The organism is Pseudoduganella aquatica (assembly GCF_020865585.1).
Lineage (GTDB): Bacteria > Pseudomonadota > Gammaproteobacteria > Burkholderiales > Burkholderiaceae_D > Rugamonas > Rugamonas aquatica_A.
This window is the reverse complement of sequence record NZ_CP086370.1, coordinates 2519152-2544934: the sequence shown is the minus strand read 5'-3', so window position 1 is coordinate 2544934 and position 25783 is coordinate 2519152. Positions and strand designations below refer to the sequence as shown.

Annotated in this window: 24 protein-coding genes; 5 read left to right on the top strand and 19 right to left on the bottom strand. The window is 64.4% G+C overall.

Annotation, left to right across the window (positions count from 1 at the left end; genetic code table 11):
• Positions 1 to 63 precede the first annotated feature (63 nt).
• A complete protein-coding gene (locus KT882_RS11200; RefSeq protein ID WP_161071918.1) occupies positions 64 to 972 on the top strand; it encodes a LysR family transcriptional regulator in 909 nt (302 codons plus the stop codon).
• Positions 973 to 1003: 31 nt separating this feature from the next.
• Here the strand turns inward: KT882_RS11200 and KT882_RS11195 are convergent, their stop codons facing one another.
• The 4 genes from KT882_RS11195 to KT882_RS11180 all read right to left on the bottom strand — a co-directional run bounded on the left by KT882_RS11195 (position 1004) and on the right by KT882_RS11180 (position 7559).
• Positions 1004 to 3205 carry a DUF3466 family protein gene (locus KT882_RS11195; RefSeq protein ID WP_228895783.1) on the bottom strand — a complete coding sequence of 734 codons (2202 nt, stop codon included), beginning with the start codon at positions 3203 to 3205 and terminating at the stop codon, positions 1004 to 1006.
• Positions 3206 to 3399: 194 nt separating this feature from the next.
• Positions 3400 to 5562 carry a putative bifunctional diguanylate cyclase/phosphodiesterase gene (locus KT882_RS11190; RefSeq protein ID WP_228895781.1) on the bottom strand — a complete coding sequence of 721 codons (2163 nt, stop codon included), beginning with the start codon at positions 5560 to 5562 and terminating at the stop codon, positions 3400 to 3402.
• On the bottom strand, positions 5555 to 6526 hold the full coding sequence (locus KT882_RS11185; RefSeq protein ID WP_161071921.1) for an EAL and HDOD domain-containing protein: 972 nt from the start codon (positions 6524 to 6526) through the stop codon (positions 5555 to 5557). Before KT882_RS11185 ends, KT882_RS11190 begins: the two co-directional genes overlap by 8 nt.
• A gap of 115 nt (positions 6527 to 6641) precedes the next feature.
• The gene (locus KT882_RS11180; RefSeq protein ID WP_228895780.1) at positions 6642 to 7559 is read right to left on the bottom strand and encodes a LysR substrate-binding domain-containing protein; all 918 of its coding nucleotides are present in this window, start codon (positions 7557 to 7559) and stop codon (positions 6642 to 6644) included.
• Positions 7560 to 7712: 153 nt separating this feature from the next.
• Here KT882_RS11180 and KT882_RS11175 point away from each other — a divergent pair, with 153 nt between their 5' ends.
• From KT882_RS11175 to KT882_RS11160, 4 genes are all read left to right on the top strand, one after another.
• Positions 7713 to 8414, top strand: a complete 702-nt coding sequence (locus KT882_RS11175; protein WP_161071923.1) for a pirin family protein — start codon at positions 7713 to 7715, stop codon at positions 8412 to 8414.
• Between the two features lie 136 nt (positions 8415 to 8550).
• A complete protein-coding gene (gene ribA, locus KT882_RS11170) occupies positions 8551 to 9201 on the top strand; it encodes a GTP cyclohydrolase II (RefSeq protein ID WP_228895778.1) in 651 nt (216 codons plus the stop codon).
• 36 nt (positions 9202 to 9237) lie between these two features.
• Positions 9238 to 10656 carry a S1 family peptidase gene (locus KT882_RS11165; RefSeq protein WP_228895776.1) on the top strand — a complete coding sequence of 473 codons (1419 nt, stop codon included), beginning with the start codon at positions 9238 to 9240 and terminating at the stop codon, positions 10654 to 10656.
• Positions 10653 to 11636: an FHA domain-containing protein gene (locus KT882_RS11160; RefSeq protein ID WP_161071926.1), complete on the top strand. Its 984-nt coding sequence runs from the start codon at positions 10653 to 10655 to the stop codon at positions 11634 to 11636. The genes KT882_RS11165 and KT882_RS11160 overlap by 4 nt, the downstream gene beginning before the upstream one ends.
• Positions 11637 to 11698: 62 nt before the next feature.
• Here the strand turns inward: KT882_RS11160 and KT882_RS11155 are convergent, their stop codons facing one another.
• From KT882_RS11155 to nuoG, 15 genes are all read right to left on the bottom strand, one after another.
• The gene (locus KT882_RS11155; protein WP_161071927.1) at positions 11699 to 12106 is read right to left on the bottom strand and encodes a VOC family protein; all 408 of its coding nucleotides are present in this window, start codon (positions 12104 to 12106) and stop codon (positions 11699 to 11701) included.
• 9 nt (positions 12107 to 12115) lie between these two features.
• Positions 12116 to 12418: a hypothetical protein gene (locus KT882_RS11150; protein WP_187358669.1), complete on the bottom strand. Its 303-nt coding sequence runs from the start codon at positions 12416 to 12418 to the stop codon at positions 12116 to 12118.
• Positions 12419 to 12813: 395 nt separating this feature from the next.
• Entirely contained in the window at positions 12814 to 13305 is a 492-nt protein-coding gene (gene ispF / locus KT882_RS11145; RefSeq protein WP_161071928.1) for a 2-C-methyl-D-erythritol 2,4-cyclodiphosphate synthase, read from the bottom strand.
• Entirely contained in the window at positions 13302 to 14039 is a 738-nt protein-coding gene (ispD, locus tag KT882_RS11140) for a 2-C-methyl-D-erythritol 4-phosphate cytidylyltransferase (protein WP_228895774.1), read from the bottom strand. The genes ispF and ispD overlap by 4 nt, the downstream gene beginning before the upstream one ends.
• Positions 14040 to 14049: 10 nt before the next feature.
• Positions 14050 to 14769, bottom strand: coding sequence for a hypothetical protein (locus KT882_RS11135; protein WP_187358670.1), 720 nt, complete (start codon positions 14767 to 14769; stop codon positions 14050 to 14052).
• A gap of 5 nt (positions 14770 to 14774) precedes the next feature.
• Positions 14775 to 15332, bottom strand: a complete 558-nt coding sequence (locus KT882_RS11130) for an NUDIX domain-containing protein (RefSeq protein ID WP_161071930.1) — start codon at positions 15330 to 15332, stop codon at positions 14775 to 14777.
• 36 nt (positions 15333 to 15368) lie between these two features.
• The gene (locus tag KT882_RS11125; protein WP_161071931.1) at positions 15369 to 15722 is read right to left on the bottom strand and encodes a DUF2818 family protein; all 354 of its coding nucleotides are present in this window, start codon (positions 15720 to 15722) and stop codon (positions 15369 to 15371) included.
• Positions 15722 to 17227, bottom strand: coding sequence for an NADH-quinone oxidoreductase subunit NuoN (nuoN, locus tag KT882_RS11120; RefSeq protein WP_161071932.1), 1506 nt, complete (start codon positions 17225 to 17227; stop codon positions 15722 to 15724). Before nuoN ends, KT882_RS11125 begins: the two co-directional genes overlap by 1 nt.
• Before the next feature lie 22 nt (positions 17228 to 17249).
• A complete protein-coding gene (locus KT882_RS11115; RefSeq protein WP_161071933.1) occupies positions 17250 to 18731 on the bottom strand; it encodes an NADH-quinone oxidoreductase subunit M in 1482 nt (493 codons plus the stop codon).
• 37 nt (positions 18732 to 18768) lie between these two features.
• Positions 18769 to 20853 (bottom strand): NADH-quinone oxidoreductase subunit L, encoded by a 2085-nt coding sequence (gene nuoL, locus KT882_RS11110; RefSeq protein ID WP_161071934.1) that lies wholly within the window; start codon positions 20851 to 20853, stop codon positions 18769 to 18771.
• A gap of 36 nt (positions 20854 to 20889) precedes the next feature.
• Complete coding sequence (nuoK, locus tag KT882_RS11105; RefSeq protein WP_008450334.1) at positions 20890 to 21198, bottom strand: NADH-quinone oxidoreductase subunit NuoK; 309 nt, start codon at positions 21196 to 21198, stop codon at positions 20890 to 20892.
• Positions 21195 to 21827, bottom strand: a complete 633-nt coding sequence (locus tag KT882_RS11100) for an NADH-quinone oxidoreductase subunit J (RefSeq protein WP_161071935.1) — start codon at positions 21825 to 21827, stop codon at positions 21195 to 21197. Before KT882_RS11100 ends, nuoK begins: the two co-directional genes overlap by 4 nt.
• Before the next feature lie 28 nt (positions 21828 to 21855).
• Positions 21856 to 22344 (bottom strand): NADH-quinone oxidoreductase subunit NuoI, encoded by a 489-nt coding sequence (gene nuoI / locus KT882_RS11095; RefSeq protein WP_056397264.1) that lies wholly within the window; start codon positions 22342 to 22344, stop codon positions 21856 to 21858.
• Between the two features lie 9 nt (positions 22345 to 22353).
• On the bottom strand, positions 22354 to 23436 hold the full coding sequence (gene nuoH / locus KT882_RS11090) for an NADH-quinone oxidoreductase subunit NuoH (protein WP_161071936.1): 1083 nt from the start codon (positions 23434 to 23436) through the stop codon (positions 22354 to 22356).
• Entirely contained in the window at positions 23436 to 25766 is a 2331-nt protein-coding gene (nuoG, locus tag KT882_RS11085; protein ID WP_228895771.1) for an NADH-quinone oxidoreductase subunit NuoG, read from the bottom strand. The genes nuoH and nuoG overlap by 1 nt, the downstream gene beginning before the upstream one ends.
• Positions 25767 to 25783 lie beyond the last annotated feature (17 nt).

The following is a 25783-nucleotide window of genomic DNA, read 5'->3' as shown; positions in this document are numbered from 1 at the left end:
AGAACCCGGCGCACTGATGATATAGACTCTCAAATAGCCAAACTCTTATGAAATGGATTCACTATGGCCCGGCAGGAGATCAACCGCGCGGCGGAAATGGCGGTATTTGTGGACGTGGTGGACGCGGGCGGCTTCAGCGCGGCCGCCCAGCGCCTGAAGATGACGCCGTCGGCCGTCAGCAAGCTCATTGCGCGGCTCGAAGCGCGCCTGGGCACGCGGCTGCTGCACCGCTCCACGCGGCAGGTGCGCGCCACGCCCGAAGGCGCGGCCTTCTACAGCCAGTGCGTGCGCATCCTGGAAGACATGGACAGCGCCGAGCGCGAAGCGGCCACCACCGGCGTGCCGCGCGGGCGGCTGCGCATCAACTGCTTCGTGCCCTTCTTCATGCTCTACCTGCTGCCCATCCTGCCCGAATTCCTGCAGCGCTACCCCGACATCACGGTCGACATCGCGAGCACCGACATGGTGGTGGACCTGCTGGAAGACCGCACCGACATCGCCATCCGCGCCGGCAGCCTGAAAGACTCCAACCTGGTGGCGCGCAAGCTGGGCGAAGGCCGCATGGCGGTGCTGGCCTCGCCCGATTATCTGGCCCGGCACGGCACGCCGCAGACCCCGGACGACCTGGCGCGGCACAACCTGCTCGGCTTCAATTTCCGCCGCCAGGTGCCGCTCTGGCCCTTCCTGGACGGCAAAGGCGGCATGCTGCAGCTGCGTCCGGAAGGCAACGCGCTGCTGGGGGATGGGGAAAGCATGCGCCACATGGCGCTGGCCGGCGTGGGCCTGGTGCGGCTGTCGCGCATGCACACCAAGCACGACATTGCCGCCGGGCGGCTGGTGCCGGTGCTGGAAGACTACAACCCGGCCGACCTCGAAGCGGTGCACGCCGTCTTCCTCGGCCCCGGCAAGCAGCTGCCGCCGCGCGTGCGCGTGATGCTGGACTACCTGATCGAAAAAATCCGCCTCGATTAAGCCGTGTCTCCGCAGGGTGCCGCAAGACGGCTCAGCCGCCCCGCTGGCGCAACCGGCCGCGCGCCAGCGCCACCGCGCCCATGCCCGCCGCCAGCATACCCCAGCTTGCCGGCTCCGGAACCGGGCTCAGCAGCGCCGAATAGCACAGGTCGCCATTGCGGCAAGCCAGGCCCACGATCTGGCCGCCGTCGTTGATATCGGCCGCGCTCGCGATGTGCCAGCCCGGCGCATCGGCCAGCAGGGCATCCAGATCGCTCTGCACCCCACCGCTGTACAGATAGCTGTGCCGGTCGGCCGGACCATCGCCGGCCTTGGAGAAATAGCCGACCACGTCGCCCCGGTTGTTGACCGCGACGGCCGCGTTGTCCCCCTCCAGGCTGCCGATCGCCCGCATGCGCCCGCCTTCGTACAGAAAGGAATGCTGGTGCAGCGCGCCGCCGCCATAGGTGGCGCCGCCGACCACCGCGCCGGCCTCGTTCATGCCCCTGGCCACCGCCACGGCGGATGGCGCGCTCGACAACAGTCCCAGGTCGATCACGCGGCCGCGGTCGTACAGCACGGCACGGCCGCCGCTGGCGCCGGCCACCTGGCCCGCGTCGTTGATCGCCGCAGCCGTGTCCATCGGCAGCACCGTGATGACGCCGCCGGCGTAGGTATACGCATGGTCTCCGCCGGGCCGATGGCTGTTGACCAGCAAGGTGCCGCTGCTGTTCACGCCCTGCGCGGCGGTGTAGCCGGAGGGCCGCGCGGGGTCGCCAGGGAAGGCCTCCGGCACGGCGCCCGCCTTGCCCTCGTAATAACTGGCGGCGTGCAGCTCGAACCAGCCGGGGCCGACGCTGGTCAACTGGCCTATCCCGGCGACGTGGCCGCGCTCGCTGACGGCCAGGGCCATGCTCATGTCCAGCTCCGGCAGCCATGTCATCTGGCCGGCTTTCCACATGAAGGCGCGCCCCTCCCCCAGCATCTGGCCGTAGTCGCTCGACATGCCGCCAACCACCACGCCGGCGTTGTTGATGGCCCGCGGCACGCTGGCGCGCGCCACGCCGTCAAGCAGGGTCAGGCTGTAACGCGCCGGCGACGCCATGGCGCAGGCGCCGGCGCCGCCTAGCAGGATGGCAGCCGCACAGCGGCTGAGCCTGGGCCTGGGCCGCCGCGGCCGGCGCAGCCATGCGAGTACGCCGAGGCCGGCCGCCAGCATGCCCCAGGCCGCAGGCTCGGGTACCGGCGTCAGCAGCGCGGCGAAGCAGGCGCCGGCCGTGTCGCAGGCCTGGCCGATGATCTGGCCCGCGTCGTTGATGTCGGCCGCGCTCACCAGCCGCAGCGCCGGGTCCGGCCCCAGCAGCGTGTTCAGGTCGTACACCAGGCCGCCCTGGTACAGATACGGGCTGCCCTGCCCGGAAGGCCCTTGCACCGTGCCCACCACCGCGCCGTCATTGTTCACCGCGTTGGCCTGGTTGTCGGTCAGCCAGTCGCCGATGGCCTGCATCTGCCCGTTCCGGTAGACAAAGGAATGCGTGTGCTGGCCCGGCCCGGTGCCGTAGGTGGAACTGCCGACCACCCAGCCGTGGTCGTTCAGGTCGCTGGCGTTGCTGAAGCGGCCCTGCTCCAGCGCGCCCAGGTCGATCACGCGCGCGCCGTCGTACAGGGCCGCGTGCTCACTGTTGCCAAAGAAGGTGCGGCCGGCCACCTGGCCCTGTTCATTGATGGCGCTGCTCCACATCATGGGCAGCACCGTCAGCGCCTGGTTCGCGAACAGATAGGCGCTGGTGCGCCGGTTGGCCCCGGCGTTGCCCACCACCGTGCCCGCGCTGTTGACCCCGACCGCCGTGTTCACCTCGAACGGCGGCGCGCCTTGCGGATCGGCGCTGAAGGGATTGGGGACCGTACGCAGCTCGCCCTGGTAATACAAGGTGGCGTTGCGGAACGTGAAGCCCTCCACCGTGACGGTGTTGGTGGCGCCGGCGATGTGGCCCTGGCCGCTGATCGCGCGTGCGGTGGCCATCGGTTCGGGCAGCACGCTCATCTGGCCGGAACGCCAGGCAAACGCCCGCTGCACGCCCGTCAGCGGATCGCGCCAGTCGCCGGCGATCTCGCCCCGGCTGTTGATCGCGTTGGCGCTGCTGGCGTTGGGCGCCGGATCGAGCAGCGTCAGCCGGTACTGCGGCGTGGCGGCGGCCGCGCCGGCCAGCGCCAGCATCAGCAACGCCGGCAAGGCATGGAAACGAAAGACCATGGGTATCTCCTGAGCACCATCGACGAAAGATGGGGCCATCCTATGCTCGCGGGAAGAGCGCACGCTTGCTACACGCAGCTTGTTTGCGCCAGATCGAAAACGCGTCAAGGCACAATCGTGCGCGCGCCGCGCGGGTATAAACTAAGGAAGGCCAGATCGAGGCGCCCAGGCTGCAGGGGCCGGCGTGCGGCGTGTTACCGCGCGCCGAAGGCCAGCCGCTTGCCCTCGCGCAGCATGCGCTCGAAGTCATCGGCCGGCACCGGCTGGCTGAACAGATAACCCTGCAGCTGGTCGCAGCCCAGCTCGCGCAGGAAGCTCATCTGCTCGGCCGTCTCCACGCCCTCCGCCACGATCTCCTGGCGCAGCTGCTGCGCCATGGTCACGATGGCGCGCGCAATGGCGCAATCGTTCTCCTCATAAGGCAGGCCGATCACGAAGGACCGGTCTATCTTCAGCGTACTGATGGGGAACTTCTTCAAATAAGCCAGGCTGGAATAGCCGGTGCCGAAATCGTCCAGCGCCAGTGCCAGCCCCATCGCCACCAGCTCGTTCATGATCGCCACCACATTCTCGGTGCCGCGCACCAGCAGGCTTTCGGTAATCTCCAGCATGATCTGCTCGGGATGCACCTGGTGGCGCTGCAGCACGTCGGCCATGCGCGCGGGCAGCTGGCGGTCGAACTGGCGCGCCGACAGATTGACCGCAATCGGCGGCATGATCAGGTTGGCGTCCTTCCACGCGCGCACCTGGCGGCAGGCCTCCTCCAGCACCCAGTTGCCCAGCTCCAATATCAGCCCGGTCTCCTCGGCCACCGGAATAAACACGCCCGGCGACACCAGGCCGCGCACCGGATGGCGCCAGCGCAGCAGCGCCTCGGCGCCCACGATGCGGCCGCTGCGCAAGCTCACCTTGGGCTGGTAGTACAGCTGCAATTCGTCGTGCTGCAAAGCCTGCCGCAGCTCGCTCTCGATGCGCAGATGCTCCTTGGCGCGCTGGTTCATCTCCTCGCTGTAGAACAGGAAGGCCGACTCGGCCTGCACCGCCTTCGAGGTGGCCACGTCGGCGTGGCGTATCAGCGCGCCGGTCTCCAGCCCGTCCTCCGGGTACACGGAAATGCCGATGCTGCAGCCCACCTGCAGGCTGTGCGCGGCCAGCTGGATGGGCGCGGCCAGTGTCGACGCCAGCTTCTGCGCCACGATGGCGGCGTGCTCGCGCTTTTCGATATGCAGCAGCGCCACGCCGAAGCGGTTGCCGTCCAGCCGCGCCAGGATGTCGGCGTCGCGCAGCGCGGTGCGGAACAGCTTGCCGATCGCGCTCAGCAGCTCGTTGCCCACGTCGTGGCCCAGCGTGTCGCTGATCGAGCCCAGGCGGCTGATCTCCACCACCAGCAAGGCGCCGTGCTCGTGGTTGCGGCGCGCCTCGGTCAAGGCCTGCGTCATCAGCTGCGTCAGCAGGCACTGGTTGGGCAGGCCGGTCAGCGTGTCGTAGTTGGCCATGCGCTGCATGCGCGCCTCGGCGTCCTTGTGCACGCTGATGTCGGAAAACAGCGAGAAGGTGTGGCTGACCCTGCCTTCGCCGTCGCGCACCGCGCTGATGGTGACCGACTGCGGGAACAGCTCGCCGTTCTTGCGCCGGCCGACGATCTCGCCGCGCCACGGCCCCTCGCCGTTCATGGCGGCGCGCACCTTGGCGCGGAACTCCGCGTCGTGCACGCCCGAGCGCAGCAGGTCCGGCGTCTTGCCCAGCGATTCGCCCGGCGTGTAGCCGGTGATGCGGGTGAAGGCGCTGTTGATGGAGACGATGCGCTCCTTGGCGTCCGTGATCAGCACGCCCTGGTCGCTGTCCTCGATAATCCGGGCGTGCAGGCTGATCTTGTCGTGGTCCGACAGCGGCTCGCTCACGTGCGCCATGCGCACCCGCATGCCCTGCGGCTCGCCCAGCTCGTCCTGCAGCAGCGCCAGCGCCAGCTGCACCCAGATCACCTCGCCGGACTTGCGGCGCCGCCGCACCTCGGCCATGCCGCCGTCCTGCTCGTGCAGCAGCTCGGCCAGCGCGCCGTCGTCGTCCTCGGTGTACAGGAACAGGATGTTCTGGCCCAGCGCCTCCGCGGCCGGGTAGCCGAACAGGCGCTCGGCGCCCGCGTTCCAGGCGGTGATGTAGCCGGCCAGGTCCAGCTCCAGCATGGCGCCCGGGTCGGCACCGCTGCCGCTGTCCGCGCCGCGCTGCGCGGCGCGCGCGGCGGTCAGCTCGGCCAGCGCCGTGTCGAGTTCGGCCAGCGTGGCGGCCAGGGTGTCGCCCTGTTGCGTCCGGGCGGCTTGGCTCAGGGCCAGGCAGCGCGCGATCGCCGCGTCAAGCATGGCCACCGCCGGCCCGGTCCGTGGCTACCGTCAGCATCCATAAATGGGCGTCGGCCACCACGCGGTTGAACTCGGCGGCCTCCAGCTGCACCGCCTCCAGCCGGCCCGCCACGGCGGCGAAGTCGCCGCGCTCGGCCGCTTCCAGCAGCGCCAGCAGCTCGCCCAGCTCGCCCCATTCGCCGGGCTTGCCCAGCAGCGCCTGCTGCGCCGCCTCGCTGATGGTGAGCGGCTCCAGCACCTCGGCCAGCGGCATGCCGAACAGCACGCCCAGCAGCGAAAACATGCCGACCATGAAAGCCTGCTCCTGCTGCGGCTTGCCCAGGCCGGTGCTGCGCGCCAGCAGTTCCAGCGCATGCGCGCGCACCGCCACCCGCGCCAGCAGCATGGGCGAACGGATGTCGCCCTCGCGCGCCGAGAACAGCATCAGGTTGAGCCAGCGGCGCAGTTGCTGGCGTCCCAGGATCAGGATGGCCTGCGCAAAGCTGCTCACGCGGCGGCTGCTGCCCATGCCCAGCGAATTGACCAGCTTGAGCAAATGGTAGGACAGCGTGGGATCGCGCCGCAGCAGTGCCTCGATTTCATGGGTGTCGCCGTCGTTGCTGACCAGCTGCACCAGCTGCAGCGCCAGCGCGCGCGAGGCCGCCTGCGCGCCCACCGCCTTGGCGGGCGGCGCCAGCGGCCAGTTGCCTTCGATCAGCACCACCCCGGCCGGCAGCGCGGCCTTGTCGAACACCGTGTCGGCCCGCACCATCTGGCCCGGCAGGGCCAGCCAGCCGGCCTCCAGCCAGGCCTGCGCATGCTCCAGCCCGGCCCGCACAAAACAGGGGAACTGGCCCGCCAGCGCGTGCATCTGCTCGTCCGGCAGCGCGGCGGCGCCGCCGTCCAGCACCAGCCCGGCCGGCTTGCCGTTGCGGTCGGCCAGCAGTTGCAGGAAAACGGGCGGAGTGTCGGTGATTACGGTCATGTTGTGGTTCCGGGTGTAGCGCGAGGCTGGGCCTTTAATGATTCCATCATGTTACTCCGAAAGCATTGGCACTGGTCAACAAAGCTGCCGCTTGGACACGACGGCGGCGCAACACTCAGCTCGATAAAAACCGGCACAAATGGGCGAACATGCCCGGCTGCCGCATGCGCTCTATCCACCAGCTCAGCGCCGCGCCCTCCTCGCCCGTGCGCCAGGCCAGGTAGAAGGTCTCGTCCGGCTTGGGCTCCTCCACCTCCTTCTCCACCAGGCGCCCGGCCGCGATGGCCGCGCGCGCGCACTGCTCGGGCAGGAAGCCAAAGCCCAGGCCGGCCTCCTGGTACTGGAACTTGGCGTGCATGGTGGGCACGGTCAGCGTGTCCTGCCCCAGCAGCAGGCCCACGGTGCGCGGCGCCATCTGGCGCGCCGAGTCGGCCATGACGATGGCGCGGTGGTGCTGCAGCTCGTTGCGGCCCAGCTTGCCCGTGGCCGAGGCCAGCGGATGGCTGGGCGCCACCGCGAACACGAACTTGATCGTGCCCATGGGGTGCGACACATAGCCGCCGCCGGCCGGGCCGTCGCCGGGCGCGCCCACCAGCAGATCCACCCGGCGCGCCAGCAGCGCCTCCCAGGTGCCGGACAGCGCCTCCTGCACGATGCGCAGCCGGGTCTGCTGCGCCACTTCATAGAAGGCGCGCACGTCCTGGTCGAAGGCCACGGCCGAGAACATGGAATCGATGCCCAGTGCCAGCTCGGTTTCCCAGCCGGACGCCACGCGCCGCACGCGGTGCTCCAGGTCCAGCGCCGCCTTCAGCAGGTAGCGCCCTTCCTTGAGCAGCTCGCGGCCGGCGCGCGTCAGCTCCACGCGCGGGCCGTTGCGCTCGAACACCTGCACCCCGAGATCGTCCTCCAGTTTGCCCACGGTGTAGGAGATGGTGGACGGCACACGGTGCAATTCCTTGCCGGCGGCCGAGAAGGAACCGCGCCGGTCGATAGCGTCCACGATTTGCAAGGCTTCCAGGCTCAGTCTAAGCATTCGATTTTTTCGATGATAGGTCCATAAATTTTCCGTTTTTTGAAACGGCTGCGCAGGCCTATACTTTGACCTATCGATGCAGCGAATTCAAGGCTCAAGTAAGAAAACCCTTCGAATTTATCGCACATAACCTGAAAAGAAACGGAGTTCACCATGTTGCAAGTACGTAAAAGCGAAGAACGCGGTCTGGCTAATCATGGTTGGCTGAATTCGCGCCACACTTTCTCTTTCGGCCATTACCATGACCCGAAACACACCGGCTTCGGCCCGCTGCTGGTCATCAATGAAGACAAGGTCACCCCGGCGCAAGGCTTCGGCACCCACGGCCACCGCGACATGGAGATCATCTCCTACGTGCTGGAAGGCGAGCTGGCCCACAAGGACAGCATGGGCAACGGCTCGGTGCTGAAATACGGCGACGTGCAGCGCATGAGCGCAGGCACCGGTGTGCGGCACAGCGAGTTCAACCACTCGGAAACGCAAGGCGTGCACTTCCTGCAGATCTGGATCCAGCCCAATGTGACCGGCATCCAGCCCAGCTACGAAGAGAAGCACTTCGCGCCGGAAAGCAAACAGGGCCAGCTGCGCCTGGTTGCCTCCAGCGACGGCCGCGACGGTTCCGTGCTGATCCACCAGGACGCGGCGATCTACGCCACCATCCTGAACGGCGCCGACGCCCTGGAGCACACGCTGGAAAAAGGCCGCACCGCCTACGTCCACGTAATCCGCGGCAACGTGACGGTGAACGGTGTGGACCTGAAAGGCGGCGACGCCCTGAAGGTCACCGGCGAGCCCGGCCTCACGCTGGCGCGCGGCGACGCGGCCGAAGTGCTGGTCTTTGATTTGCCCTATTGAAATAGGGATAACAGGGCCTAACATATCTATAGCGTAATTTTTGCTATGATGGCAGGGCGCGCGCGATCCGCAGGACGGTTCGGCGCGCCCTTTTTAGTTTCAAGCACCTGAATTTAAAGCAATAGAGAGTACAGCCATGCAGTCCGCCGCCGAAGCACCAGTGAAAGAAGAACTCGATTACGTGACCTCCTGCGCGCTCCCCACGCCATGGGCGCAGTTCACGCTGCACGCGTTTGTCGAACACGCCACGGGCAAGGAGCACCTGGCCATGGTGCTGGGCGACATCAGCGACGGCGCGCCCGTGCTGGCGCGCGTGCACTCCGAGTGCCTGACGGGCGACGTGCTGTTCTCGCAGCGCTGCGACTGCGGCGCCCAGCTGGAAGGCGCGCTGAAGAAAGTGGCGGCCGAAGGACGCGGCGTGGTGCTCTACCTGCGCCAGGAAGGACGCGGCATCGGCCTGATCAACAAGATGCGCGCCTACCGCCTGCAGGAAGCCGGCGCCGACACGGTGCAGGCCAACGAACAGCTCGGCTTCAAGGCCGACCAGCGCAACTACGCGCTGGTGGAGCCCATGCTCAAGCAGTTCGGCGTGCAAAGCCTGCGCCTGATGACCAACAACCCGCGTAAGATCGCCGCCATGGAAGCGCTGGGCATCCCGGTGGCCGAGCGCGTGCCGCTGCTGGTCAACCGTAACAAGTTCAACCAGAGTTACCTGAATACCAAGGCCGCCAAGCTGGGCCATATGATGACCCCGCCTCCGGCGGCCGCCGAGGACGGCGAACTGTAAGCGCCAACGCCCCCGTCCCCAAGTCACAAGGAATGCATGAAACTTACCCGTCTTGCCACCGTATTGACCATGACTTGGGGCTGTGCCCAGGCGCTGGCGGCCCCGCCAACGGCGCCGGCGCCCTCGGCAACGTCAGTCCCGCCCACGCCCAGCATCGTCCAGCGCCCCATTCCCGGCTCGCCGCCGCAAATTCAGCCCGGCCAGCCGCCTTCCGCTGAAGCCGGCCAGCCGCTGCCGCCGCCGTCCAGCGCGGCGCAAAAACTGTACTCCTCCGCCAAGGCCGACCTGCTGCAGGTGCGCTCGCTGCTGAAAAGCGGCCGCACGCAGTCCTCGGTCGGCTCCGGCTTCCTGGTCGGTAACAGCAATCTGGTCGTCACCAACTACCACGTGGTCTCGCAGTTTGCGCTCGATCCGGACAACTACGTCGGCGAATGGGTGGACACCGGCGGCCAGCGCGGCAACGTCGAGCTGCTGGCCGTGGACGTGCTGCACGACCTGGCCGTGGTGCGCGTAAACCGCAACGGCACCGGCGTGTTCAAGGTGCCCGAACAGCTGGCGCGCCTGAGCCAGGGCCAATACCTGTATTCGCTGGGTAACCCGCTCGACCTCGGCTTCGCCATCTCGGAAGGCTCCTACAACGGCGTCATCACGCGCAGCTTCTACGACCAGCTGATGTTCACCGGCCCCATCAATTCCGGCATGAGCGGCGGCCCCAACGTGACGGTGGACGGCGACATCGCCGGCGTGAACGTGTCCAAGCGCCTGGACGGCGAACTGGTGAGTTTCCTGGTGCCGGCCCGCTTCGCGCAGGAATTGCTGAAGAAAGTGCCGCAGGACAAAGCGCCGCCGCGCAACTTCACTTCGGTGGTGGTGGAGCAATTGCTGCAGCACCAGAAAGCCATGGTGGACCAGCTGCTGGCCACGCCCATGACCATGAAGCCCATGGGCCCCTATATGGTGCCGGTGCGCGAGTCCGAACAGATGCGCTGCTGGGGCCGCTCCAACGTCAAGGCCAACAAGCCCTACACGGTGGACATCACCAGCTGCTCGATGGAATCGGCCATTTTCGTGTCCGGCACCCTGCAGACCGGCGCCATCGGCATCCGCCACCAGTTCATGCGCAGCACCGGCCTGGACCCGCTGCGTTTCGCCCAGCTCTCGAGCGCCTCTTTCCAGAATGAGAATTTCGGCGGCAACAAGGACGCGCACCTGACCGGCCCGCAATGCACGGAAATGTTCGTCAAGAACCAGACCCTGCCGCTGCGCGCCGTGCTGTGCGTGCGCGCCTACCGCAAATTCACCGGCCTGTACGACTTCGCGCTGCTCACCGCCAGCACCGATGAAAGCATGATGAATCTGCAAAGCCGCATGGACGCGCGCGGCGTGTCCTACGACAACGGCATGCGCGCCACGCAGGCCTTCCTGCAGGCGCTGGCGCGGGGAGCGGTCAAATGACGCCACCCTATTTCATCGAAGTGCTGGCCGCCAACGGCGACGTGCTGCAGCGGCAGCGCATCGAGCACCTGCCCATCCACATCGGCCGGGGCTACGGCAACGACTTCATCCTGGACGACGCCCACACCGCCGAACGCCACGCCGTGGTGGAAGCGGACGACAACGGCCATCTGGTGCTGCACGACCTGGGCACGCACAACGGCGTGATCCATCTCGGCAAGCGCCAGCTCAGCGTGCCGCTCAGCGGCACCACCGTGGTGCGCCTGGGCCACACCCGCCTGCGCGTGCGCGACGCCAATTTCCCCGTGCCGCCGGAAGTGGCGGACACCACCATGCACGCCTGGGAGGGCGGCGCTCCGGCGCTGGCCGGCCTGGCGCTGATCGCGCTGTTCATCGGCGCCGAGGCCGCGCTGGTGGATGCGGAGACGCAATCCTTCCAGACCATCCGTTATCTGCTTGTCATTGCATCCGGCCTGGCCGGCGGGCTGGTGTGGAGCGGCCTGTGGGCGCTGGCCAACCGCCTGTTTGGCGGCCACGCCCGCATGGGGCGGCATCTGTTCATCCTCGGCTCCGGCCTGGTGATGGCGGGCGCGTGGCGCGTGCTGAGCAATGTGCTGGCCTATGCGTGGTCGCTGGAGTGGCTCACCCGCTACGGCAATCTTGTCACCTTGGCCATCGTCTGCGGCGTGATCTTCTTCCACATGCGCACCATCAAGCCGCGCAATCCGAAGACGCTGATGAAGGGCTGCATGGTGCTGATGGCCCTGGGCTCAGGTTTGATACTGGCAAGCAATATGCAGAATTCCGGCCGGCTGGCGGACGAGCTCTACATGTCCGTGCTGCTGCCGCCGGTGGTGCGCCAGAGCCCGGACCATCCGGTAAGCGACTTCATGGCCGAAGCCGCCAAACTGAAAACCCAGGCCGACGCCGCCCGCGCGCGCGCCGGCAAATCCGAGCCGGACGACGACGACCAGGATTAAAAAGGCAGGCTCACACCTCACACCGTAGGGCGGGTTAGCGCAGCGTAACCCGCCATGCCGGCTCAATCCCAGGCCGGCCCTTTTAATTCCACAGTATTACCTTCCGGGTCGTCGACATAAATCGATGGCCCCTCTCCTTCCGCGCCATAACGCGATTCCGCAGGCCCGGCGACAATACCCGCCGCAGCCAGCTCGGCCAAAATAGCCGCCTCGTCAAAATCCTCCACCCGGAAACAGAAATGGTCCATATTGCGGCCTTCCTTGCCGGGCGCCGCACCGCCCATTTTCCCGAGTTTGCCGTCCACCGGCACCAGATCCACCAATGAGCTGCCTGCGCGCAATTGAATCAGCCCGATTGCCTCCTGCCGCTTTTCAATAGTGCATCCCAGCACCCCGGTATAAAACTGGACCATCTTATCCAGATCCACTACCCGCAGCACGATATGGTCAATTTCCCGCAGTTTAATCATTACGCCTCCTTAAATACGGCCACGAATGAACTTGCCGAGGAAAGTATCGCATTCCTTCGGGGTCAATACTTTCACCGGATCGCCATGATAAACGTAAAGAAACGGCGTCCCCCCCAAACGATCGGTTAATTTAGCCGATACCAGGAATTGCGTTCCCAAGGGATAAGTTTCCGTATCACTCATGCTGCGCGCGCAATGCACCAGCAGGGAATTGGAATAAGCCTGTCCCGGCACGGGGCAAATCTTCACCTGCCCATCCCGCCAGCAAGACTCCACCGCCACATCCCGATAAGCATAAACATCGCGCGCCATTGCCACTCCTCATTGAAAACCAATCCTCATTATACCCACGCCAAGGCGCAGTAGCCACGATCATGCCTTTTCCCGGCATGAACAAGCTAATAATTAGCATACCAAGCCCGTGACGATGAGCGAACTCAAGGCGAGAGTATGCGATTCACATCAAGATGCTATAACTTGCACTGGATTGGGGAGCCGCTAAAATGAAGACAGAGCGCCTCACCTGGGATGAATCCAAACGGCCGAGCAATATGCGCAAGCCTGTTTCTGTCATTTATACGGAGAATGAAAATGAAATCAGAATTATCTCGCTCCGAAAAACAACTCGATCCGAAGAAAAAATCCTCACCCGAGATCTCCCTGACTGAATGGGAGCGCTTAGAAGATACGTCCTAACAAATAGATTATCAAGCCAAAATAAGCAGCGCAACTGCATCCGCATTAATTCCTTCTTCGCGGCCGAGATAACCCATCTTTTCGTTGGTCTTGGCTTTGATATTCACCTGGCCAACTGCCACGCCCAAATCCTCAGCAATATTCGCGACCATCGCGGGGATATGCGGCGCCATTTTAGGGCGCTGGGCGATAATCGTGGCGTCGATGTTGCCAATGTCATAGCCGGTGGCTTTAACGCGTTTCGCGGCTTCGCGCAGCAATGCCCGTGAATCCGCGCCCTTGAATTCAGGGTCAGTATCCGGGAAATGCTTGCCGATATCGCCCAGCGCGGCGGCGCCCAATATTGCGTCGGTAATAGCGTGCAGCAAGGCATCCGCGTCGGAATGGCCCAGCAGGCCGAGATGATGGGGAATATCCACCCCGCCCAAGATCAGTTTGCGGCCTTCCACCAGGCGGTGGCAGTCATAACCCTGGCCAATTCGGAATGGGAGTTGCACGGTCATTTTTCTTCCTTTTCTGGATGCGCCAGATACATTTCGGCGATGCGTATGTCGCTGGGTAAAGTAACTTTCAGGTTGCGCGGATGGCCTTCCACCAACTGCGGCGATAGGCCCAGCAGCTCGACGGCGCTGGCGTCGTCGGTGATCGCGCTGGGGTCGGCGGCACTCGACAGGGCGCGCAGCAGCAGTTCATAGCTGAACATTTGCGGCGTCTGCGCCAGCCACATGCCGTCGCGCGGGATGGTGGCGGTGGCGCCGGAACGGGTGGTTTTAACGGTGTCCACCACGGGCAAGGCCAGCAGGCCGCCGGCGGGATTGCCGCCCGCTTCCGTGATCAGTTTGGCAATTAATCCCGGCGTCAGGCCGGGGCGCGCAGCGTCGTGGACCAAGACCAGATCGGCGGCCCCAATACGCTCGCCAGCCGCGCGCAGACCGTTCAGAATGCTGTCCATGCGCGTTGCGCCGCCGCAGCGCAGCACGGTGACGCGCGCCTCGCCAGCCGCAGGCACGCTCGCCCCCTCCCCCGCCTCCGGCAGCACGCCGGCGATATAGCCATCCGCCTCGCTCACGACCACGAAGACATGCGCAATCAGCGGGCTGGCCAGGAAGGCGTCCACCGTCAGGCGCAGCATCGGTTTCCCGTTGATGGGCAGATACTGCTTGGGACTGGCCGCCGCCATCCGGGCGCCGACGCCGGCCGCCGGGATCAGCGCGAAATACTGTATTTGTTCTGTCATTCTGCTCTCATTATCGGCGGCCCAGGCCTTTGCTCAGCACGGCCTGGATCTCGCCATTGCACGCCTTGCTCAGGCGCATATACTCTGCCGGCGCGTCGATCTGCGCCTGCACGGTTTCCACTTTGGCCATCTCGGCCTTGATATAGGGCAGCCAGCCGGTATCGATTTCCCGCGCCAGCGCCGTCCTGGCCGTGCCGCCCGGCGCATACAGCGGCTTGCCGCCATAGCGGTTGGCCAGCGCGGCCCGCACGGTCTGCTCCACCTTGGGCAGGTGGTCCATATACGCTTTCATATGGCGGAACTCGTGCTCCAGGATCTCCTTGTAGCCGCAGCTGCCCGGCGGGAATTCGCTGCTGACGTAGATCAGCACCGGCGCATAGCTCAGCTTGACCGACACCTGCGGCGATACGCACTCGTAGCCCGTGACCGGATCGGTCAGCATGGCGCCGTCGGACGCGATGGCCACGCGGGAATCGGTCTTGGTCAGTCCCAGCACATAGGTGTTGGCGCGCGCCGCCCCCTTCATGACGGTAAGCGCGCGGAAGGACAGGCGGTTGTCCACGCTGTAGCCGTTCTGTTGCGCCGTCAGGATGGACACGGACTTGTTGATGCTGTCCTCGCAGCGGGCCTGGAACGGCGTGCGGCCCGCGCCCGCGGCAGCGGCCGGGCTTGCGGCCAGCCAGCAAAGCGCCAGGCACCAGCCCGGCAGCGCGCACGCCAGTTTGCTCATCGCGCTCAGCCCGGCTGCCACGCTCCGGCCAAGATTTTCTCCAGCCAGAACGCGCCTATCATGGTTTTCACGTCCGTGATCTCGCCGCTGCGCACCCAGTCGAGCATCTGCTCCACGCTCACGGCCATGGTTTCCACGAACTCGCCCTCGTCCAGCTTGGGCGGGCCGGCGGTCAGCCCGCGCGCCAGGAAGATGTCCAGGTGCTCGTCCGAGTAGGCGATGGCGTTGTGGATGGTGCAGACGAACTGCCAGTCGCTGGCGGTGTAGCCGGTTTCTTCCTCCAGCTCGCGCTTGGCGCCCTCGAGCGCGGTCTCGCCGGCGTCCTTCTTGCCTGCGGGGAGTTCGATGAATACGCGGTCGAGCGGATAGCGGAACTGGCGTTCCAGCAGCACGCGGCCGTCGTCGAGTACGGGAATGATCACCACCGCGCCGGGGTGCTTGATGTATTCGCGGCCGGTGGGCTTGCCATCCGGTAGCGTTACGCGGTCTTTGTGGACTTTGAGGAAATAGCCGTCATAGGCCAGGCCGCCGTCGATCTTGGTTTCTTTCAGGTGCGCATCCATGCGCCCTCCTCTTGCTGAGACAGAAACCGCAGTGTATCAGTGACGGGGCTTGTACAGGTAGCGCAGGACGAAACCGGGGAAGGCCAGCACGATGAACAGGCAGGCGGAGATGGCGTAGAACTCCCACGATTGCGGGAACACGGTGCCGATGCGGCCTTCCAGCAGCACGGCCACGCCGCCTACCAGGAAGTACAGCACGGCCAGTTCCGCCAGCCGCACCAGGAAGGTCTTGTGCGGGGAGGAACCGGCGCGCCGGCTGGCCGAAGGCGCGCCCGAGGTGAGCGCGGCCTTGACCGGGATGACTGCGAATACCTTGTCGTTGAAGAAAGGCAGATTGGCGCCCGCAACCGCGAGCAGAATGACCAGCCAGCTGGAGGCGCCAATATCCATCAGGCCGCCAGAGTCTTGCGCATGGCGTCCAGGCAGGCGTTCAGCAGCGGGCCCGGAATCATGCCCATGCCAACCACGGCCAGCGCGTTCAGGCCCAGCACCAGGCTGGTGTCGGCGTTCACGGCCAGCGGCGCGGTGTCTGCAGGCTCGTCGAACCACATCACTTTCACAACGCGCAGGTAGTAGAACGCGCCGATCAGCGAGAACATCACGGCCAGCACGGTCAGCCATACGGCGCCGGTGTGCAGCACGGATTGCAGGACCGAGAACTTGGCGGCAAAGCCCACCAGCGGCGGTACGCCGGCCAGCGAGAACATCATGATGGACATGATCAGCGCGTACCAGGGCGAACGCTTGCTCAGGCCCTTGAAGTCGTTCAGCTCGTCGGCCTCGAAGCCGGCGCGCGACAGCACCATGATCAGGCCGAAGCTGCCCAGCGTGGTCAGCACGTAGACGATGGAGTAGTACATCGCGGCGCTGTAGGCAGCGGCGGCGTTGCTCTTGTCCACGCCGGTTACGCCGGCCAGCAGGCCCAGCAGCACGAAGCCCATTTGCGCGATGGTCGAGTACGCCAGCATGCGCTTCAGGTTGGTCTGCGCGATCGCGGTCAGGTTGCCGATGCCCAGCGACAGCACGGCCAGTATCATCAGCATCTGCTGCCAGTCGTTAGCCATAGGCAGCAGGCCTTCCACCAGCAGGCGCACGCAAATGGCGAACGTCGCCAGCTTGGGCGCGGCGCCCAGCAGCAGGGTCACCGGCGTCGGCGAGCCCTGGTACACGTCCGGTACCCACATGTGGAACGGCACGGCGCCCAGTTTGAAGGCCAGGCCGGCAACCACGAACACCAGGCCGAACACCAGGATGGCAGGCTTGATGGTGCCGTCGGCGGCTTTCGCGGCCACGGCGTTCAGTTCCATGGTGCCGGTGGCGCCGTACAGCATCGAGATGCCATACAGCAGGAAGCCGGAAGCCAGCGCGCCCAGGATGAAGTACTTCATGGCCGCTTCGGTCGATTGCGCGTGGTTGCGGCGCAGCGCCACCAGGGCGTACAGCGACAGCGACATCAGTTCCAGGCCCAGGTAGATCGACAGGAAGTTGTTACCCGAGATCATGACCATCTGGCCCAGCAGCGCGAACAGCGCCAGCACGTAGAACTCGCCGCCCAGCTCGCCGCCCAGCATGCCGCGCTGGTGCGCGTACTGGCGGGAGTAGATCAGCGTCAGCGCCACGGCCACGTAGGACGCGATCTTCAGCAGGTTCGCCATCGGGTCCGAGATGAACATGTCGTTGAAGGCGTACACCGTGGTGCCGGCGTTGAAGTCGGCGAAGGAGAACACCGCGCAGCCCGCCAGCGTCAGCAGCGAGAGCACGTAGGTGATGCCGCGCTTGCTCTCACCGAGGAACATATCGATCAGCAGGATGGCCGAGGCGGCCACCAGCAGGAAGATCTCGGCGGAGAGCGGCGCCAGTGTGGCCACGTGGGTGGCCTGAGTGATTGGATTCATGTAGAGCTTTCCCGTTTATTTCTTATGGCAGCTTGGTCTGCGCGACATGCTTGAGCAGGTCGGCCACCGAGGTTTGCATGGTGTCGGTGAATGGCGCCGGGTACAGGCCCATCACCAGCACAGCGATTGCCAGGATGCCCAGCATCAGGAACTCGCGGCCGTTGATGTCGGTCAGTTCCGCCACGTGGTGGTTGGTCACTTTGCCGAAGATCACGCGCTTGGCCATCCACAGCGAGTACGCCGCGCCCCAGATCAGCGCCGAAGCAGCCACGATGCCGGTCACGAAGTTGAACTGCACCGCGCCCAGGATCACCATGAACTCGCCCACGAAACCGGAGGTCGCTGGCAGGCCGCAGTTGGCCATCGAGAACAGGATGAAGAAGGCGGCGAATTTCGGCATCTTGTTCACCACGCCGCCGTAGTCGGCGATGTTGCGCGAGTGGGCGCGGTCATACAGCACGCCGATGCACAGGAACATGGCGCCGGAGATGAAGCCGTGCGAAATCATCTGCACGATGCCGCCCTGCACCGACATGTCGTTGAACATGAAGAAGCCCAGCGTGACGAAGCCCATGTGGGCGATCGACGAGTAAGCAACCAGCTTTTTCATGTCCTTCTGCACCAGCGCCACCAGGCCGATGTAGACCACGGCGATCAGCGACAGGCCGATCACGAACCAGGCCAGTTCGCGCGATGCGTCCGGCACGATAGGCAGCGAGAATCGGAGAAAACCATATGCGCCCAGTTTCAGCATGATGGCGGCCAGCACGGCGGAACCGCCGGTCGGCGCTTCCACGTGGACGTCCGGCAGCCAGGTGTGGACCGGGAACATCGGCACTTTCACGGCGAAGGCCATGAAGAAGGCGAAGAAGATGGCGATCTGCTCGTTCATCGTCAGCTTGGCTGCATGCCAGTCCAGCACGCTGAAGCTGCCGGTCTTGTTGTACAGGTAGATGATGGCGACCAGCGTCAGCAGCGAGCCGAAGAAGGTGTACAGGAAGAACTTGAACGACGCGTAAATGCGGTTCGCGCCGCCCCACACGCCGATGATGATGTACATCGGGATCAGCGTGGCTTCAAAGAAGAAGTAGAACAGCAGGCCGTCGGTGGCGGTGAAGACACCGATCATCAGGCCGGACAGGATCAGGAAGGCGCCCATGTATTGCGCCACGCGTTCCTGGATCACTTCCCAGGCCGAGATCACCACGATGATGGTGATGAAGGCGGTCAGCGGCACGAACCACAGCGACAGGCCGTCGATGCCCAGCGAGTAGAAGATGTTGAAGCGCTCGATCCACGGCGACTTCTCGACGAACTGCATGCCGTGGGCGGCGTTGTCGAAATGCGAGATCAGCGGCAGCGTCGGCAGCAGCGAAACGATGGAGCCGATCAGGGCCATGACACGCACCATGCCGGCGCGCGAATCGCGCCCGGTAGCCAGCACGATCAGGCCTGCCAGTATCGGCATCCAGATCGAAAGGCTCAAGTAAGGAAGATTATTCATTGTTGACTGTATCTTTTTTCTAGTTGCGTGTCAGCTGTTAAGCGTGCCAAAACGGCAGGAAGTAGACCAGGAAACCGACAATGCCCAGGATCATCACGAACGCATAGTGGTAGATGTAGCCGGTCTGCGCCAGGCGGGTCAGCGAGGAGAACCACGCCACCACTTTTGCACTGCCGTTCACCACCAGGCCGTCGATCAGGGTACGGTCGCCCACTTGCCACAGGCCGTTGCCCAGCACGCGCGCGCCGCCGGCGAACACTGCCTGGTTGAACTTGTCCATGTAGTACTTGTTGTCCAGCAGGGTGTGGATCGCCTTGAACTTGGCGTAGAACCAGGCCGGTACGCGTGGATTGATCATGTAGCAGTAGTAAGCGGTCGCAACGCCGGCGATGGCCAGCCACAGTGGCAGCGAAGTCAGCGAATGCACGGCCATGGCCCAGGCGCCGTGGAATTCTTCGGTCAGGATTTCCATCGCCTTGTGGTTCTCGCCGATGGTGATCACGCCTTTGAAGAAGTCGCCATGCAGCATAGGTGCAATGGTGAAGTAGCCGATCAGGACCGACGGAATCGCCAGCATCACCAGCGGGAACCAGACCACGAATGGGGACTCGTGCGGTTTCTCGCCCGGCGCCAGGCCGTGGTGCTCGTGCTCGTCATGGTCGTCGTGACCGTGGTCGTCGTGCGCGGCGTGGGCCGCGGCGGGAGCATGCGCATCATGGCCATGTGCTTCGTGCGCGTGGGCCTTGCCGAAACGCTCTTCGCCGTGGAACACCAGGAAGTACATGCGGAAGGAGTAGAACGCGGTCACGAACACGCCGGCCAGCACGGCGAAGTTCGCAAAGCCTGCACCCCAGATATGGGTTTCATGCACGGCTTCGATGATCGAATCCTTCGAGTAGAAGCCCGAGAACAGCGGCGTACCGATCAGCGCCAGGGAACCCAGCAGCGAGGTGAACCAGGTGATCGGCATGTACTTGCGCAGGCCGCCCATGTTGCGGATGTCCTGGTCGTGGTGCATGCCGATGATGACCGAACCGGCGCCCAGGAACAGCAGTGCCTTGAAGAACGCGTGCGTCATCAGGTGGAACACGGCCACCGAGTAGGCCGAAGCGCCCAGCGCCACGGTCATATAGCCCAGCTGCGACAGCGTGGAGTAAGCCACCACGCGCTTGATGTCGTTCTGGATAATGCCCAGGAAGCCCATGAACAGCGCGGTAATCGAACCGATCACCAGCACGAAGGACAGCGCGGTGTCCGACAGCTCGAACAGCGGCGACATGCGGGTCACCATGAAGATGCCTGCGGTAACCATGGTTGCGGCGTGGATCAGCGCGGAGATCGGGGTTGGACCTTCCATCGAGTCCGGCAGCCACACGTGCAGCGGGAACTGGGCCGATTTGCCCATGGCGCCGATGAACAGGCAGATACAGGCCACGCTCAGCAGCATCCAGTCGGTGCCCGGCAGGTGCAGCAGCGCCAGTGCGTCCTTCTTGGCGAACACTTCCTGGTAGTCCATGGTGCCGGCGTAGGCCAGCAGCAGGCCGATGCCCAGGATGAAGCCGAAGTCGCCCACGCGGTTGACCAGGAAGGCCTTCATGTTGGCGAAGATCGCGGTTGGACGGGTGTACCAGAAACCGATCAGCAGGTAGGAAACCAGGCCCACTGCTTCCCAGCCGAAGAACAGCTGCAGGAAGTTGTTGGACATGACCAGCATCAGCATCGAGAACGTGAACAGCGAGATGTAGGAGAAGAAGCGGTTATAGCCTTCGTCGTCCTTCATGTAGCCGATGGTGTAGATGTGAACCATCAGCGACACGAAGGTCACCACGTTCATCATCATGGCCGTCAGCGCGTCGACCTGGAAGCCCACGGCCAGCTTCACGCCGGCCACGGTCATCCAGCGGTACACATCGCCGTTGTAGGATGCGCCGTCCAGCACTGCGAGCAGGGTCTGGAAGGAAATAATGAATGCAATCAGCACGCCCAGGATGGTCGCAGTGGTTGCCACTTTTCGGCCAACTACGTTGCCGAAGAATTTGGTGCCGAGCAGGCCCGCAATTGCTGAGCCCGCCAGCGGAGCCAGCGGTACAGCCAAAAGGAGGTTAGGGTTAAGCCCCGTCATGATGAACCTTAATGTTTATTATTCGAGGTTGTTAACTCAGCCTTTGAGGCTGTCCAGGTCTTCCACGTTGATGGTGTCCAGGTTACGGAACATCACCACCAGGATCGCCAGGCCGATTGCCGATTCGGCAGCCGCCACGGTCAGAATGAAGAAGACGAAGATCTGCCCGGCCGCGTCGCCAAGGTAGTGCGAGAAGGCGATGAAATTCATGTTCACTGCCAGCAGCATCAGTTCGATGGCCATCAGCAGGACGATGATGTTCTTGCGGTTCAGGAAAATACCGACGATCGAGATCGCGAACAGGATCGCGCCCAGGACCAGGTAGTGAGCCAGAGATAAAGTCATTGAGCCTCCTTCGGTGCTACGTTCGTTGCCGCGTCGCGGGCGGTCGCCTTCATCTTGACGATGCGCAGGCGGTCGTTGCGCTTGACGCGCACAGCGTCAGCAGGATCGAAGTACTTGATGTCCTTGCGCTTGCGCAGGGTCAGCGCCACGGCGGCGATAATCGCCACCAGCAGCACCACGGCCGCGATTTCGAAGGCGTAGATGTACTTGGTGTAGATCAGCATGCCCAGCGCCTTGGTCGAGCCGATGTGGCCGGCCGCTTCCGGCGCGGTGGCGCCGTTGATGCCGAAGGAGCGCCAGATCACCGACGCCATTTCCAGCACGATGATGCCGCCGATCACGCCGGCGATGGGCAGGTAGCCCCAGAAGCCTTCGCGCAGCTTGGCCACGTGGATGTCCAGCATCATCACCACGAACAGGAACAGCACCATCACGGCGCCGACATACACCAGCACCAGCACGATGGAGAGGAATTCAGCTTTGAGCAGCATCCAGATGCCGGCCGCCTGGAAGAAGGCCAGCACCAGGAACAGCGCGGCCTGAACCGGGTTCGGGGCCGTGATTACGCGGATCGACGCCAGCACGAGGATGGCGGAGAACACGTAGAAAAGAATGGTTGTAAAGTCCATTTGTAGTCCAGATCAGTATCGGTGGCGATCAGCGGTACGCTGCATCCGCTTCGCGGTTGGCGGCGATGTCGGCTTCGTAGCGGTCGCCCACTGCCAGCAGCATCTCTTTGGTGTAGTACAGATCGCCGCGCTTCTCGCCGTGGTATTCCAGCACGTGGGTTTCCACGATGGAGTCCACCGGGCAGGATTCTTCGCAGAAGCCGCAGAAGATGCACTTGGTCAGATCGATGTCATAGCGCGTGGTGCGGCGCGAGCCGTCGTCGCGCTGTTCCGATTCGATCGTGATGGCCATGGCCGGGCACACCGCTTCGCACAGCTTGCAGGCGATGCAGCGCTCTTCCCCGTTGGGGTAGCGGCGCAGCGCATGCAGGCCGCGGAAGCGCGGCGACATCGGCGTCTTCTCTTCCGGGTACTGCACCGTGATCTTGCGGGCAAACATGTACTTGCCCGTCAGGGCCATGCCTTTGATCAGTTCCGACAGCATCAGGCTGCCGAAGAAGTCTTTAACTTTTTCCATGTCGCTTCCTTACTTCCAAATATTCCACGGCGAATTGATCACGCCTGCTACCAGCACCAGCCAGACCAGGGTCAGCGGGATGAAGACTTTCCAGCCCAGACGCATGATCTGGTCATAGCGGTAGCGTGGGAAGGTACCGCGCACCCAGATGAAGATCGAGACGATGGCGAAGGTTTTCGCGAACAGCCAGAAGAAACCGCCGAAACCGCCGCCGAACTCCAGGAACTTGAACGGTGCAGCCCAGCCGCCCAGGAACATGATGGCGGCCAGCACGCCGACCAGAATCATGTTGGCGTATTCGGCCAGCATGAACATGGCGTAGGACATGCCCGAGTATTCCACCATGTGGCCGGCCACGATTTCCGACTCGCCTTCCACCACATCGAACGGGTGGCGGTTGGTCTCGGCCAGGCCGGAGGTCAGGTAGATCACGAACAGCGGCAGCAGCGGCAGCCAGTTCCACGACAGGAAGTTCATGCCCATCTCCACCATCTGGCCCTTTTCCTGGCCCTGGACGATGTCGATGAAGTTCAGCGAGCCCGATACCATCAGGATCACCACCATCACGAAGCCCATCGGGATCTCGTAGGAGATCATCTGGGCCGAGGCGCGCATGGCGCCCATGAAGGAGTATTTCGAGTTGGACGACCAGCCGGCGATGATGATGCCGTACACCTCCATCGAGGTGATCGCCAGCAGCAGCAGCAGGCCCGCGTTCACGTTGGCCAGCACGGCTTCCGGACCGAAAGGCACCACCGACCAGGCGGCCAGCGCCGGCATGATGGTCATCACGGGACCGATCACGAACAGGCCTTTGGCGGCCTTGCTCGGAATAACGATCTCTTTGAGCAGCAGTTTCAGCGCGTCGGCGATAGGCTGCAGCAGGCCGCCGGGACCGACGCGGTTAGGGCCGATACGGATCTGGATCCAGCCGATCAGCTTGCGCTCCCACAGGGTGGCGTAAGCGACCAGGCCCATCAGCGGCAGCAGCACGCACAGCAGCTTGATCATGGTCCAGACGAAGAACCACACTTGCGGACCCAGCAGAGCCGAGCCGTTGGTGGTGATGGTGTTGACGAATTCCAGCGCCATTACTTGGCCTCCCCTGCTTTGGCTACGGTGATGGCGCCGAACATGGCGCCCAGCTTGGCGGTCGACTCATGCGCGGCCGGCACGCGGACCACATTGGCCGCCAGGCCAGCGTCGATCACGGCTTCCAGCACGGCAGTACCGCTGCCCTGGGTCACGGTCACTTTGTCGCCGGCCTTGACGCCCAGCGAGGCGGCGGTCGCCACCGAGATGCGCGCCACGGGGGCGGCGCCGTCGATGGTGGCCAGCAGCGGACCGGAACGGCGCGCGATGGCGTCGGCGAAGTGGATAGGCACGTCGGCCAGGCGCTCCAGCGAACCGGCGGTGCCGAACTTGGCGGCGGCGACAGCTTGCTTGGACACGTTGTTCAGCTTGCCCGACAGGTCGGTCACGCCCTTGCCCAGCAGCTCGTCGCGGATCGCTTCCGAGGTGTCGTAGTCGAAACCGGACAGGCCCAGGATGTTGCCCAGTACGCGCAGCACTTTCCAGCCCGGACGGGTTTCGCCCAGCGGCTTGACGGTGGCGTTGAAGCTTTGCGCGCGGCCTTCGGCGTTGACGAAGGTGCCGGAGGTTTCGGTGAACGGCGAAATCGGCAGCAGCACGTCGGCGTGGTCCATGCCATGCTTGAAGGCGGACAGCACGACGACCATCTCGGCCTGCTTCAGCGCGGCGGCGGCCGCTTGCGGGTTGGCCGCATCCAGTTCCGGTTCCGCGTTCAGCAGCAGATAGGCTTTCTTCGGTGCGGAGAACGCAGGAGCGGCGCTTTTCGCGGTGGCGTTGGCCAGGTAGCCGCCCACGGTGTTGGCGGCTTCCACCAGGTAGCCCAGCTTGGCGCCGGTCTGTTCGGCGATCCACTGCGCGGCGGCGTGCAGCGCGGACGCTTGCGGATGCGCGGCGGCGGCGTTGCCCAGGAAGACGGCCTTGCGCTCGCCGGACAGCAGCGAAGCAGCGATGCCCTTGGCGGCGTCCGAAGCTTCAATGCCTTCGAAGCCTGCGGGAGCGGCCACTTCTTTCGCGGCGGCCACGGCCACAACGACTTGCGACAGCGCGGCCAGCCAGTCCGACGGCGCGGCGGTGATCTGGTTTGCCACGTTGATCAGGCTGTCGTCTGCGGTGCCGTTCAGCACGGACAGCTTGGCGCCCGATTTGACGGCGGCGCGGATGCGGGTTGCCAGCAGAGGGTGATCCTTGCGCAGGAAGGAGCCGATGACGAACACGCGCTGCAGCGACGTCACGTCGGCAACCGGCATGCCCAGCCATGGCGACACCTGGCCGTCCAGCGCGAAGTCGCTCTGGCGCAGGCGGAAGTCCACGTGCTCGGAACCCAGCGAACGGGTCAGCTTTTGCAGCAGGTGCAGTTCTTCGGTGGTCGAATGCGCGGTCGCGTAGGACGCGATCGCGTCGGCGCCGTGTTCATGCTTGATGTTTTTCAGGCCGTGCGCCACGTATTCCAGCGCGGTCTGCCAATCCACTTCTTTCCACTCGCCGCCTTGCTTCAGCATGGGCTGGGTCAGGCGTTCGGCGCTGTCCAGCGCTTCGTAGGAGAAACGGTCTTTATCGGAGATCCAGCATTCGTTGACCGCGTCGTTTTCCAGCGGCAGCACGCGCATGACCTTGCCAGCCTTGACCTGGACCACCAGGTTGGCGCCCAGCGAGTCGTGCGGCGAGACCGATTTGCGGCGCGACAGTTCCCAGGTACGGGCGCTGTAGCGGAAAGGCTTGGACGTCAGTGCGCCTACCGGGCACAGGTCGATCATGTTGCCGGACATTTCGGAGCTGACCGCTTCGCCGACGAAGCTGGTGATTTCCGAGTGTTCGCCGCGGCCCACCATGCCCAGCTCCATCACGCCGGCCACTTCCTGGCCGAAACGCACGCAGCGGGTGCACTGGATGCAGCGCGCCATTTCCTGCATGGACACCAGCGGGCCGGCCTGCTTGGGCGTGACCACGCGCTTGTCTTCCTGGTAGCGCGATTCGCCCTTGCCGTAGCCCACGGCCAAGTCCTGCAGCTGGCATTCGCCGCCCTGATCGCAGATCGGGCAGTCCAGCGGGTGGTTAATCAGCAGGAATTCCATCACGGACTTCTGCGCCTGCACAGCCTTGTCGCTGGCGGAGCGCACGATCATGCCGGCGGACACGGGCGTGGCGCAAGCGGGCAAAGGCTTGGGCGCCTTTTCCACTTCGACCAGGCACATGCGGCAGTTCGCTGCGATCGACAATTTCTTGTGATAGCAGAAGTGCGGGATGTAGGTTCCCAATTTGTTGGCAGCGTCCATCACCATGCTACCAGCAGGGACTTCGACTTTCTTGCCGTCTATTTCGATTTCAACCATGGTGATCGTTACGCAGC

Coding starts and splice junctions, on each gene's coding strand:
- KT882_RS11175 (WP_161071923.1), top strand. CDS start 7,713: ATGTTGCAAGTACGTAAAAGCGAAGAACGCGGTCTGGCTAATCATGGT.
- KT882_RS11135 (WP_187358670.1), bottom strand. CDS start 14,769: ATGAGCAAACTGGCGTGCGCGCTGCCGGGCTGGTGCCTGGCGCTTTGC.
- KT882_RS11130 (WP_161071930.1), bottom strand. CDS start 15,332: ATGGATGCGCACCTGAAAGAAACCAAGATCGACGGCGGCCTGGCCTAT.
- nuoN (WP_161071932.1), bottom strand. CDS start 17,227: ATGAATCCAATCACTCAGGCCACCCACGTGGCCACACTGGCGCCGCTC.
- nuoL (WP_161071934.1), bottom strand. CDS start 20,853: ATGACGGGGCTTAACCCTAACCTCCTTTTGGCTGTACCGCTGGCTCCG.
- KT882_RS11160 (WP_161071926.1), top strand. CDS start 10,653: ATGACGCCACCCTATTTCATCGAAGTGCTGGCCGCCAACGGCGACGTG.
- KT882_RS11100 (WP_161071935.1), bottom strand. CDS start 21,827: ATGGACTTTACAACCATTCTTTTCTACGTGTTCTCCGCCATCCTCGTG.
- nuoG (WP_228895771.1), bottom strand. CDS start 25,766: ATGGTTGAAATCGAAATAGACGGCAAGAAAGTCGAAGTCCCTGCTGGT.
- KT882_RS11155 (WP_161071927.1), bottom strand. CDS start 12,106: ATGATTAAACTGCGGGAAATTGACCATATCGTGCTGCGGGTAGTGGAT.
- ribA (WP_228895778.1), top strand. CDS start 8,551: ATGCAGTCCGCCGCCGAAGCACCAGTGAAAGAAGAACTCGATTACGTG.
- KT882_RS11150 (WP_187358669.1), bottom strand. CDS start 12,418: ATGGCGCGCGATGTTTATGCTTATCGGGATGTGGCGGTGGAGTCTTGC.
- KT882_RS11165 (WP_228895776.1), top strand. CDS start 9,238: ATGAAACTTACCCGTCTTGCCACCGTATTGACCATGACTTGGGGCTGT.
- KT882_RS11185 (WP_161071921.1), bottom strand. CDS start 6,526: ATGACCGTAATCACCGACACTCCGCCCGTTTTCCTGCAACTGCTGGCC.
- nuoI (WP_056397264.1), bottom strand. CDS start 22,344: ATGGAAAAAGTTAAAGACTTCTTCGGCAGCCTGATGCTGTCGGAACTG.
- KT882_RS11180 (WP_228895780.1), bottom strand. CDS start 7,559: ATGCTTAGACTGAGCCTGGAAGCCTTGCAAATCGTGGACGCTATCGAC.
- nuoH (WP_161071936.1), bottom strand. CDS start 23,436: ATGGCGCTGGAATTCGTCAACACCATCACCACCAACGGCTCGGCTCTG.
- KT882_RS11190 (WP_228895781.1), bottom strand. CDS start 5,562: ATGCTTGACGCGGCGATCGCGCGCTGCCTGGCCCTGAGCCAAGCCGCC.
- ispF (WP_161071928.1), bottom strand. CDS start 13,305: ATGACCGTGCAACTCCCATTCCGAATTGGCCAGGGTTATGACTGCCAC.
- ispD (WP_228895774.1), bottom strand. CDS start 14,039: ATGACAGAACAAATACAGTATTTCGCGCTGATCCCGGCGGCCGGCGTC.
- nuoK (WP_008450334.1), bottom strand. CDS start 21,198: ATGACTTTATCTCTGGCTCACTACCTGGTCCTGGGCGCGATCCTGTTC.
- KT882_RS11115 (WP_161071933.1), bottom strand. CDS start 18,731: ATGAATAATCTTCCTTACTTGAGCCTTTCGATCTGGATGCCGATACTG.
- KT882_RS11195 (WP_228895783.1), bottom strand. CDS start 3,205: ATGGTCTTTCGTTTCCATGCCTTGCCGGCGTTGCTGATGCTGGCGCTG.
- KT882_RS11200 (WP_161071918.1), top strand. CDS start 64: ATGGCCCGGCAGGAGATCAACCGCGCGGCGGAAATGGCGGTATTTGTG.
- KT882_RS11125 (WP_161071931.1), bottom strand. CDS start 15,722: ATGGATATTGGCGCCTCCAGCTGGCTGGTCATTCTGCTCGCGGTTGCG.